Annotated in this window: 9 protein-coding genes and 1 tRNA gene; 5 read left to right on the forward strand and 5 right to left on the reverse strand. The window is 64.8% G+C overall.

All coding sequences use genetic code 11. The features are described 5' to 3' along the window. The first annotated feature begins 59 nt into the window (after positions 1 to 59). Positions 60 to 146, forward strand: a tRNA-Leu gene (locus tag ACY3GB_RS08290). Between the two features lie 109 nt (positions 147 to 255). Here ACY3GB_RS08290 and ACY3GB_RS08295 read toward each other — a convergent pair. Together ACY3GB_RS08295 and ACY3GB_RS08300 are read right to left on the reverse strand one after the other, a co-directional pair. Then, a complete protein-coding gene (locus ACY3GB_RS08295) occupies positions 256 to 1,650 on the reverse strand; it encodes a DHA2 family efflux MFS transporter permease subunit (protein WP_463088325.1) in 1,395 nt (464 codons plus the stop codon). Between the two features lie 130 nt (positions 1,651 to 1,780). Continuing rightward, positions 1,781 to 3,883, reverse strand: coding sequence for an acid phosphatase (locus tag ACY3GB_RS08300; RefSeq protein WP_463088326.1), 2,103 nt, complete (start codon positions 3,881 to 3,883; stop codon positions 1,781 to 1,783). Positions 3,884 to 4,054: 171 nt separating this feature from the next. On the opposite strand from ACY3GB_RS08300, the gene ACY3GB_RS08305 reads away from it, so the two are divergent. The 4 genes from ACY3GB_RS08305 (at position 4,055) to ACY3GB_RS08320 (ending at position 6,700) form a co-directional block, all read left to right on the forward strand. Beyond that, the gene (locus tag ACY3GB_RS08305; RefSeq protein WP_463088327.1) at positions 4,055 to 5,302 is read left to right on the forward strand and encodes a cytochrome-c peroxidase; all 1,248 of its coding nucleotides are present in this window, start codon (positions 4,055 to 4,057) and stop codon (positions 5,300 to 5,302) included. A gap of 59 nt (positions 5,303 to 5,361) precedes the next feature. Further along, positions 5,362 to 5,715: a VOC family protein gene (locus ACY3GB_RS08310; protein ID WP_463088328.1), complete on the forward strand. Its 354-nt coding sequence runs from the start codon at positions 5,362 to 5,364 to the stop codon at positions 5,713 to 5,715. Between the two features lie 183 nt (positions 5,716 to 5,898). Next, entirely contained in the window at positions 5,899 to 6,219 is a 321-nt protein-coding gene (locus ACY3GB_RS08315) for a hypothetical protein (RefSeq protein WP_463088329.1), read from the forward strand. A gap of 289 nt (positions 6,220 to 6,508) precedes the next feature. Continuing rightward, entirely contained in the window at positions 6,509 to 6,700 is a 192-nt protein-coding gene (locus ACY3GB_RS08320; protein ID WP_463088330.1) for a hypothetical protein, read from the forward strand. 73 nt (positions 6,701 to 6,773) lie between these two features. Here ACY3GB_RS08320 and ACY3GB_RS08325 read toward each other — a convergent pair whose 3' ends face one another. The 3 genes from ACY3GB_RS08325 to hflC form a co-directional block, all read right to left on the reverse strand. Beyond that, a complete protein-coding gene (locus tag ACY3GB_RS08325; protein WP_463088331.1) occupies positions 6,774 to 8,069 on the reverse strand; it encodes an adenylosuccinate synthase in 1,296 nt (431 codons plus the stop codon). A 39-nt stretch (positions 8,070 to 8,108) separates the two neighbouring features. Beyond that, a complete protein-coding gene (locus ACY3GB_RS08330; protein WP_463088332.1) occupies positions 8,109 to 9,260 on the reverse strand; it encodes an ATP phosphoribosyltransferase regulatory subunit in 1,152 nt (383 codons plus the stop codon). A gap of 97 nt (positions 9,261 to 9,357) precedes the next feature. Next, positions 9,358 to 10,242: a protease modulator HflC gene (hflC, locus tag ACY3GB_RS08335; RefSeq protein WP_463088333.1), complete on the reverse strand. Its 885-nt coding sequence runs from the start codon at positions 10,240 to 10,242 to the stop codon at positions 9,358 to 9,360. Positions 10,243 to 10,289 lie beyond the last annotated feature (47 nt).

Consider the following 10,289-nt stretch of genomic DNA (forward strand, 5'->3'; position numbering starts at 1 on the left):
ATTTTAAAGTCTGGCGCTTTCAGTTCCAGATTTCAGCAGCAATACAATTTAAAGTTTTAGCCCAGGTGGCGGAATTGGTAGACGCACTAGGTTCAGGTCCTAGCGCCCGCAAGGGTGTGGAAGTTCGAGTCTTCTCTTGGGCACCAAGCATAAAAGCCGTTGATTGAAAAATCAGCGGCTTTTTTGCGTTCCCCTCCCCCCATCGCAAAACGCCGGCATCAGCCGGCGCTCTTGTTTTTGCTATCCACGCTTCGCCTAATGCCCCGCCGACACCTGCCGTCCAGCATCCTGCTCCAGCTTCCAAAACTGCAGGCTGGACAATATGGTCAGGCCGCCCATGAACAGAAATGCGTGGCCGAAATCGCCGGCGGTCAGCTGTTGATGGCCCTGCAGCCAGGCAGCGCCCTGCAACGCGAACGCGCCCACGGTCACGCCGAAGCCGGCAGCCAGTTGCTGCGCGACGCTGGACAAGCTGGTGGCGTGGCTAAGCCTCTCCTTGTCGACATCGGCGAAAGTGATCGCGTTCAAGCTGGTGAACTGCAGCGAGCGCAAGCAACCGCCCAGCACGAACACCAGCAGCAGCAGCCAATGCGGCGTATCCGCCTGAAACAGCGAGTACACGGCCACCGAACACCCCGCCAAAATACTGTTCACCACCAGCACCCGCCGGAAGCCGTACCGCTGCAACACCTTGGAGACAACGGTCTTCATCCCTATCGCCCCCATCGCGGTGGAGCAAGTCAGCAGGCCCGACTCGAACGGCGAAAAGCCGAACCCCAACTGCAGCATCAAGGGCAGCAGGAAGGGAATGGTGCCGATGCCGACCCGGAATATGAAGCCTCCGGCCACGCCGGCATAAAAAGTGGGCAGCCTGAGCAAGGATAGATCCAGCAGCGGATGCGACTGCCGACGGTAATGCCGCAGATAGATCAGCAGCAGCGCGGCGCCGAGCAGGCTCAGCCAGATGGACGCGGTCGCCGACAGCATGTGCTTGCCCTCGGTGGCCAGGCCCAGCATCAGCATCGACAGGCCGGCGCCGGTGAGCAGGAAGCCCCACCAGTCCAGCCTGGGCACTTCGTCCTCTTTCAGATTGGCGATGAAACGCCCCGCCAGCGCCAAGCCGAGCAGGCCGATCGGAATATTGATCAGAAAGATCCAACGCCAGTGGAAATAAGTGCTGATGAAGCCCCCCAGCGGCGGCCCTATCACCGGTCCCAGCAGCGCCGGCACGGTCAGGTAGCTGAGCGCCCGCACCAGATCCGCCTTGTCTATGGTGCGCAAGATGACCAGCCGCCCCACCGGCACCATCATCGCCCCGCCTATGCCCTGCAGGAAGCGCGCCAGCACAAAGCCATGCAGGCTGCCGGTCATCGCGCACAACAGCGAGCCCAGCATGAATACCAGAATGGCGGAACGAAAAATGCGGCGGGCGCCGAAACGGTCGGCCATCCAGCCGCTGATGGGAATGAACACCGCCAGGCTGACCAGATAGGACGTCAACGCCAGCTTCAGCGAGATCGGGTCCACCCCCAGATCCTGCGCGATCACCGGCAAGGAGGTTGAAATCACGGTGGCGTCCATGTTTTCCATGAACAGCGCCGTGGCGACGATGAGCGGCGTCAGCATGCCGGGAGCGATTTTCAACTGCATGACGAAAAGATATGAGCGAGAAGCGTTTCAGTTTATCACTCCGCGGCCGCCAGCGTGCCGAATGTCATGAACGCTAACAAAAAGCCGCCCGACAAAGCGGGCGGCCCAGCAGTCAGCGGCGCGGAACGGCTCAGTTGAAGGCCAGCGCCGAGGTGAAGTCGCCCATCGGCTTGCCGCCGTTCCTCACCAGCGCGACATCGCGCGCGGTCACGCCCGGCAACGGCTGCAGGCCGAAGCGTCGTGTCAGGAAGCGCAGGATGGACGCGGTATCGTACTGGGTGTGATCGACATAGCCCTTCTTGGCGAACGGCGAGATCAGAATGGCCGGAATGCGGGTGCCCGGCCCCCAGCGGTCGCCCTTGGGCACCGCCGCGTGGTCGTAGAAGCCGCCGTTTTCGTCATAGGTGACGACCACCAGCATGTTCTTCCACTGCGGGCTTTGCTGCAGCTTGGCGATCACCGACGCGATGTGGGCGTCGCCGTCCGCCACGCTGGCGTAGCCGGCGTGCTGGTTCAGGTTGCCCTGCGGCTTGTAGAAAGCCACTTGCGGCAGCGCGCCCGCGGCTGCGGCGCTCAGGAAATCCTGATCGAAATCCTTCAGGTGCTGGCCGCGATAGGCCGCCTGTTTGGACGAATCGAAACTGGCATAGTAGTTGAACGGCTGATGGTGAGCCTGGAAATTGGGCACGCCGCCGTTATAGATCTTGCTGCGGTCTGACGTGGCCTGCGCCCAGCCGCCGGCATACCAGGCCCAGCTGATCTGCTTCGCGTCCAGGCGATCCGCGATGGTCGCCTGGGTCTGCGCCGGCAAGGTATTGGCCTTGGACGGATCGGCGTAAAGTCCGCTGGCGTCGCTGGCAGCCGGCGCGTTGCCGCTGGGCTGGAAAGCCGGCTGCATGGTGTTGACCGCATAGTACATGCCGGCCGCGTCCCTGGGGGTCAGATTGCCGTCGTTCAGATACTTGGCCGGGCCGGACAATACCGATGCCGGCGCATTGGCCGCCGGCGTCAGCCGCGCGAAATTGCCCTTGGCGTCGACATCGATCGCAGCGATGCTGCCCTTGGCCGGCGAAGCATCGGCATTCGGATACTGCGGCGCGCAGGCGCAGACCAGATACTGGTGATTGAGGAAGGAGCCGCCGAAGGCGCCCATGAAGAAGTTGTCGGCCAGCGTGTATTGCTGGGCCAGCTTCCACATCGCCATCTTGCTGCCGTCGTAATAGCCCATCGACAGGCCGCCGGCGTCGGAATAGGCGGCGAACTTGTCGTTGGCGCCGCCGTTGATCTGCATCTGGTTGTTGTAGAAGCGGTGCACCAGGTCGCGGGTGATCACCGATTGCGGCACCGCCACGCCGGTGCCGTTCAACCCGTTCGGATCGTCGATCTGGAACGGCTTGTTGGCGAAACCCATGGTCTGCGCCTGGCTCAAGGTCACCGCCTGCCCTGCGGCGGTCAGGCCGCCCCAGGTCGGCGGCAGCGCCGGCAGAACCGAGTTGTCGAAATCCTTCTGCGCGACGTAGCCGCCCTTGGAGGCGGGATTCACGCCGGGCACGCCGTTGGCGCCGGGGAACAGGCCATACAGATTGTCGAAGCCGCGGTTCTCGGCGTAGATCACCACCACGTTCTTGATGTCCGACAGCGCCATTCGCCTGTGCAGGCTGCCCTTGATGTCGCCGCCGGCGCCCGCCTCTTTCACCGCGCCGGCGATGGCGTCGATGTTCTGGTTGATCGCCGCCTTCAGCGCGGCTTTGACATCGGGATCGCTTTCCTTATTGTGGTCGCCCAACAGCTTGTCCGCCGGCACGCCCACCCGCGCGGCCACCGCTTTGCGCGCGCTGTTCAAGTCCATGCCGCCATCCATCAGGTCGGCCACCTCGGAAGACAGCGAGCTGACCACGCCGTTGGCCCCAGCCGGCGCGCGGAATACCAGCGGATCGGTCACCGGCGCGGCAGTCTGGGTGTCGGGGTCATACCGAACGGCGTCGGTACCCACCTCCACCACCACATCGCCCTGGCCGCTCAGGCTGAACGCGCCATTGTCGTCGGTGTAGGTCGAGGGTTCGGCGGCATCGCAACGGCCGTTGCCATTGCGGTCCAGACAAACCTTGGCATGGCGGAAGTAGCTGCCGGTCACCAACCCGCTGGTGGAGGCGGAAGCGCCGCCGCTGCCGCAGGCGCTCAATACGGCGGCGCCGACCAGGGTCAGCGCCAGGCCACAGGCTAAACGTTGCATTGCGAATATCCTTGCGATTTGACGGGAAGCGCGCAGTATCGCAACAGCATGTTACATTGCATTTACATTTATTCAGTATTTTCCGTCTGCGCCAGATCTAAACAATCATTTTTCATTTTTCTGTCATCAATCCGCAGTACAGTCCCGCCACCGTAAACCGACACCGCCGCCATGCCACGCCTCGCGCTCTTCATCGCTTTCGCCCTCGCCTACGCCTGGTTCGCCCAGGCCGCGACTCCAGCCCAACCCGCCTCTCAGAACGCCAGCTACGCGCCCGGCCCGCACCCGGTCAGCGCCAAGCAGCTGGAAGAACTGGGCCGCCAGCTGTTCTTCGACCGCTCTCTGTCCGCCTCCGGCAAGATATCCTGCGCCACCTGCCACAGCCCGTCCCATGCCTACGGCCCGCCGAATGGTTTGGCCGCGCAGCTGGGCGGCAAGGATGGCAAACAGCCCGGCACCCGCGCCGCGCCTTCCCTGCGCTATCTGCAAAGCGTGCCGCCGTTCAGCGAGCACTTCCACGACAACGACGGCAACGACAGCGAGGACGCCGGGCCCACCGGCGGCTATACCTGGGACGGCCGCGCCGACTCCGCCCATGCCCAGGCCTCGCTGCCGCTGTTGGCGGCCAACGAGATGGCCAACGGCACGCCGGCCGCGGTGGTCGACAAGCTGCGGCGCTCCGCCTCCGCCGCGCGCTTCCAGAAACTGTTCGGCAACGACATCTTCAGCCATCCCGCCCAGGCTTTCGACAAGGCCGCGCTGGCGCTGGAAGTGTTTCAGCAGAATCCGCGCGAGTTTTATCCTTACGACAGCAAGTACGACGCCTATCTGCGCGGCAAGGCCAAGCTGAGCGCGCAGGAAGCGCGCGGGCTGAAGGCGTTCAACGATCCGGACAAGGGCAACTGCGCGTCCTGCCACATCAGCCAGCGCAGCGAGAGCGGCGCTTTCCCCGCCTTCACCGACTACGGCCACATCGCCGTCGGCGCGCCGCGCAATCCGGAACTGGCCGCCAACCGCGATCGCCATTATTTCGACCTGGGCCTGTGCGGCCCGGTCCGCACCGATTTCAAGAACCGCGGCGACTACTGCGGCCTGTTCCGCACCCCCTCGCTGCGCAACGTCGCCAGCCGCAAAACCTTCTTCCACAACGGCGCCTTCCATGACCTGCGCCAGGTGCTGCGCTTCTACGCCGAGCGCGACACCCGCCCCGGCAAGTGGTATCCGAAGGACAAGGACGGCAAGGTGGCCAAGTTCGACGACCTGCCGGCGCGCTATCAGGCCAACGTCAACATGGAAGCGCCGTTCGGCGGCAAGGCGGGCGGCAAAGCCATGTTCAGCGAGCGCGACATCGACGACATGCTGGCTTTTCTGAAAACGCTGAACGACGGCTACAAGCCGGCGGGCCGCGGCAAAAGCTGAACCGCGGCAGGGGGCTGCGGCTATGCTGAATCATCCACTCCATCCAGCGGGAGAGCGTGATGAAAGTGCTGCGCATCGTCGCCAATATCGCCACGGCCTCCCCTGCCGACGCGGAGCGCTTTTACCGCGACGTGCTGGGCCTGGACATGGTGATGGACCATGGCTGGATACGCATTTACGCATCCGACGCCGCGATGCAGCCGCAAATCAGCTTCGCCAGCGCAGGCGGCTCCGGCACCCCGGTGCCGGAGCTGTCCATCGAGGTGGACGATCTGGAGCAGGCGCTGGCGCGCGCGCGGAGCGCCGGCATCGCTATCGAATACGGGCCGGCGGACGAGGCCTGGGGCGTGCGCCGCTTCTTCGTCCGCGATCCGCTGGGCAAGCTGGTCAACATCCTCCAACACTTGGCCTGAGCCTTTTCCGCGACGGGCTCCGTACATCCACTTCATCCCGCCAAACGCTCTCCCGCGGCAGCCGCTCCCGGCATATGTTTCAAACACGGCCGGCCGCCATGCCGCCGAGCAGATCATAACAACAGCCGCCTCCACGCACCCGCATCAGGACAGGGACCGACGCGCCCGGCTCCGGCTGCTTCCATGAGCAAACCCAGACCGGCCCCGCTCGGCCCCATCGTCGGCCACGCCGCAGCCAGCAGCGCGCTCATCTGGATACGCGGCTCCGCCGGTGACGAGGGCGCCGACGTCGACGGCAAGTGCCGGCGCGTGTTCAACCTGGTCATCGCCGCCTATCACAGCTATCAGCGGGTGCACGGCCCCTGCAGCTACGGCCAGCGGCTGTTCTGCCAGTTCCAGTGCGGGCGCTACCCGTTCTTCGCGATCGACTCGCGCACCCAGCGCCAATCGACGACGTGCCCGACAATCTGGGCGACAACCGCCTACTGGACCGTCCCAGCCTGACCGATTGCCAGGAAAAGCTGGGCGATATGCCGAAGTGCATCGTCAGCCCTGCGTGTTCGCGCCCAATCCAATGGACGCCCCGCAGCGGGCGCGCAGGCGGCGATGCCCGGCCCGCAGGTACGAGGCCGCCGACTCCTTGCTCGCCTTTCCCGCCACCCTCGCCGCGTGCTGCGGCTCATCGTCGACAAGCGGGTGCAGAACGTGGGGCTTCTGTCCGGCGACCTTCACTGCAGCAATACTGCCGAACTCAGCTTGAGCGGCTCCCTCGAGGCGCGGCAAGCCGCAGCGGATGGATTACCGCGCCTGTCACTTCACCCAGGAAGACAATTTTTTGCCGCGTCGACATCGCTCCGCGACGGCGAAGCTGGCGATGACGGCTTTTGGCAACCGGGGACAAATATTGGAGAGCGGCGGCTGGTTCGGCAAAAGCGGCAAGCCGCTGCGCGCGGAACTGGCGCTGGCGCCGTGGGCCGGGGCCTGAATCGCGGGCCTCCAGGCAAACAAAAAGCCCACCGCAAGCGGTGGGCTTTTCTCCGGCTGAAACCTGGGATCGATTACAGGCCGAACGGATGGCGCAGCACGATGGTTTCTTCGCGGTCCGGACCGGTGGACACGATGTCGACCGGCGCGCCGCACACTTCTTCAATGCGTTTCAGGTAAGCCTGGGCGTTGGCCGGCAGGTCTTCCCAGCGCTTGACACCGACGGTGGTGCCGGTCCAGCCCGGCAGGGTTTCGTACACCGGCACGCACTTGGTGACGGCGTCGGAACCGAACGGCAGGATGTCGACCATCTGGCCATCCAGCATGTAGCCGGTGCACAGCTTGATCTCTTCCAGGCCATCCATCACGTCCAGCTTCATCACGCACAGGCCGGACACACCGTTGATCTGGATCGAGCGCTTCAGCGCGGCGGCATCGAACCAGCCGCAGCGGCGCGGACGGCCGGTGACGGAACCGAACTCGTTGCCGCGCTCGGCCAGGAAGGCGCCGATTTCGTTTTCCTGCTCGGTCGGGAACGGACCGGAGCCGACGCGGGTGGCGTAGCCCTTCACGATGCCCAGCACGTAGTTCAGCATCTGCGGCGGCACGCCGGCGCCCGGCGCGGCGGCGCCGGCCACGCAGTTGGACGAGGTCACGTACGGATAGGTGCCGTGGTCGATGTCCAGCAGGGTGCCCTGGGCGCCTTCGAACAGGATGGGCGTGCCGGCCTGGTCCAGGTCGTACAGGGTGCGGGACACGTCGGCCACCATCGGCTTGATGCGCTCGGCCATCTTCATGGTGTCGGCCAGGATCGCTTCGTAGCTCACCGGCTCGGCCTTGAACAGATTGGTCAGCAGGAAGTTGTAGTAGTCTACGTTTTCCTTCAGCTTGGTCTCGAAGCGGGCCGGATCGAACAGGTCGATCACCTTCAGCGCGCGGCGGGCGACCTTGTCTTCGTAGCAGGGGCCGATGCCGCGGCCGGTGGTGCCGATCTTGGCGTCGCCCTTGGCGGCTTCGCGAGCCTGGTCCAGCGCGATGTGGTACGGCAGGATCAGCGGGCAGCCTTCGGCGATCTTCAGGCGGGCCGAAGCGTTGACGCCGGCGGCCTCCAGCTCGTCGATCTCTTTCAGCAGCGCTTCCGGCGACAGCACCACGCCGTTGCCGATGAAGCACTCGACATCCGGACGCAGGATGCCGGACGGCACCAGGCGCACGACGGTCTTCTTGCCATTCACCCACAGGGTGTGGCCGGCGTTGTGGCCGCCTTGGAAGCGCACAACGGCACGCGCGTGGTCGGTCAGCCAGTCAACGATTTTGCCCTTGCCTTCGTCACCCCACTGGGTGCCAATCACGACAACGTTCTTGGACATTGGAAAAAACCTCTTCGTCAGTCAGATTCAAACAAAAATTCAATGAAACGGCGCCAGCTGCCAGCCATCGGCAGCGGGAACCAGCTCTCGGTCGCAATTCAATGCGGCCGCGGATTCGCCCAGGTAATCCACAACGACCATCTCGCCGCCGGCGCGCAGGCGCGCCACTTCGGCGGCGGCCGCCGGCAGATGGCGGGCGGAGACGCGGATGCCGCGGCTGGGATCGCGCTCCGGCAGGATACGCAGCAGATCGCGCAGATCCAGGCTGAAGCCGGTGGCCGGACGGGCGCGGCCGAAACGGCGGCCGACATTGTCGTAGCGGCCGCCGCGGGCGATCGCGTCGGACCAGCCGGGCGCGTAGGCCGCGAACATCAGGCCGGTGTGGTAGAAATCGCCGCGCAGCTCGGCTAGGTCGAAGCTCAGCTCCACCCTGCCCTCCATCGCGCGGGCGATGGCCGACAACTGCATCAGGCCCAGTTCCACCTCCGGCAGCGACGGCAGCCGGGTGCGCGCTTTCTCCAGCACCGCCGCCGGGCCGTACAGCTCCGGCAGCGCCAGGAAGGCGCTCTTATAGGGTTCGGCCACGCCGGCCACCCGCGCGGCGATGCCGGCGGCGTCCTTGTTCTGCAGCAGGCCGAACAGCTCGCGGCTGATCTCGGGCGACAGGCCGGCCGCCGCAGCCAGGCCGCGGTAGATGGCGATATGGCCGACGTCCAGCCGCAGCTTCTTCACGCCGGTTTTCTCCAGCGTGGACAGCATCAGCTCGATGATCTCGAGGTCGGCCTCGATGCCGGCGTAGCCGTACAGCTCGGCGCCCACCTGCAGCGGCTCGCGCGAGCTGGTCAGGCCGGACGGGCGGCTGTGCACCACGCTGCCGGCGTAGCACAGGCGCGTCACGCCGGTGCGCTCGCCCAGCAAGTGGGCGTCGATGCGCGCCACCTGCGGCGTGATGTCGGCGCGCAGGCCGAGCTGGCGTCCGGACAGCTGGTCGTCCAGCTTGAAGGTTTTCAGGTCCAGCGTGTCGTCGCCTTCGCTCACCAGGGAGTCGATGTACTCGATCAGCGGCGGCAGCACCAGCTCGTAGCCGGCCACGCGAAAGCCTTCCAGCATCGCGGCCTTGGCCGACTCCACCTGGCGCGCGGTGGCCGGGAGGATGTCAGCGATGTATTCGGGTAACAGCCAATTACGCATTTCGTTTCAACAGAATAAAAGGCGGGAGGGGCCCCGCCTTGTCATCAGCAAACTGGCCAGGTCGCCCCGGCCAGTCTTCGTAAAAATCAATTGTCGCCTACTTGCTCTTGCCTTGCCCCGCCTGCGGATTCTTCAGGTACTTGAAGAAATCGCTGCTCGGATCGAGCACCATCACGTCGCTCTTGTTCTTGAACGACTCCTTGTACGCTTCCATGCTGCGCCAGAAAGCGTAGAACTCGGGGTTCTTGCCATAGGCGTCGGCATAGATCGCCGCCGCCTTGGCGTCGCCCGCGCCCTTCAGCTCCTGCGCCTTGCGGTAGGCTTCGGCCAGAATCACGTCGCGCTGCTTGTCGGCCTCTGCCCGCACGCGCTCGGCGTCGGCGGAACCTTCGCTGCGCAGCTGGCTGGCCACGGTGCGGCGTTCGGACTGCATGCGGTCGTAGACGGAACTGCTTATTTTATCCGGAAAATCGACTCGTTTTAAGCGCACGTCGAGAATTTCCACACCTATTTTACGCGCATCCGCGTCCGCGCGCTTGCGAACCGTCTCCATCACCTGGTCGCGCTGGCCGGAAATGACGTCGGCGACGGTCTTCTGGCCGAACTCGGCGCGCAGGCCGTCGTTGATGGTCTGCTTCAGCCGGGCCACCGCGGCGGCCTCGGAGCCGACGCTCTTGTAGAACTGCGACACATCCACGACACGCCATTTGACGAAGCTGTCGACCAGCACGTTTTTCTTCTCGCGGGTGTTGAACAGCTCCGGCGCCTCGGCGTCTATGGTCTGCACGCGGCGGTCGAAATAGCGGACGTTCTGCAGCAGCGGGATCTTGAACTGGATGCCCGGCTCGGAGATCACCTTCACAACCTCGCCGAACTGGAAAACCAGCGCGTACTGGCGCTGATCGACGGTAAACAGCGACAGGCTGGCGACGAACAGCACGCCGACTACCGCCGCCAGGGTGGGAATCAGTCTTTCAGTCATCGCTCCGCTCCAAAGAAATCACGACCGCGCGCCGCGGCGCGCCCGTT

It is taken from the genome of Chromobacterium sp. Ag138, from assembly GCF_055181315.1.

Excerpts from the sequence above, each read along its gene's own strand:
- hflC (WP_463088333.1), bottom strand. The coding sequence starts at position 10,242 with ATGACTGAAAGACTGATTCCCACCCTGGCGGCGGTAGTCGGCGTGCTG.
- ACY3GB_RS08300 (WP_463088326.1), bottom strand. The coding sequence starts at position 3,883 with ATGCAACGTTTAGCCTGTGGCCTGGCGCTGACCCTGGTCGGCGCCGCC.
- ACY3GB_RS08315 (WP_463088329.1), top strand. The coding sequence starts at position 5,899 with ATGAGCAAACCCAGACCGGCCCCGCTCGGCCCCATCGTCGGCCACGCC.
- ACY3GB_RS08310 (WP_463088328.1), top strand. The coding sequence starts at position 5,362 with ATGAAAGTGCTGCGCATCGTCGCCAATATCGCCACGGCCTCCCCTGCC.
- ACY3GB_RS08305 (WP_463088327.1), top strand. The coding sequence starts at position 4,055 with ATGCCACGCCTCGCGCTCTTCATCGCTTTCGCCCTCGCCTACGCCTGG.
- ACY3GB_RS08295 (WP_463088325.1), bottom strand. The coding sequence starts at position 1,650 with ATGCAGTTGAAAATCGCTCCCGGCATGCTGACGCCGCTCATCGTCGCC.
- ACY3GB_RS08330 (WP_463088332.1), bottom strand. The coding sequence starts at position 9,260 with ATGCGTAATTGGCTGTTACCCGAATACATCGCTGACATCCTCCCGGCC.
- ACY3GB_RS08325 (WP_463088331.1), bottom strand. The coding sequence starts at position 8,069 with ATGTCCAAGAACGTTGTCGTGATTGGCACCCAGTGGGGTGACGAAGGC.
- ACY3GB_RS08320 (WP_463088330.1), top strand. The coding sequence starts at position 6,509 with ATGGATTACCGCGCCTGTCACTTCACCCAGGAAGACAATTTTTTGCCG.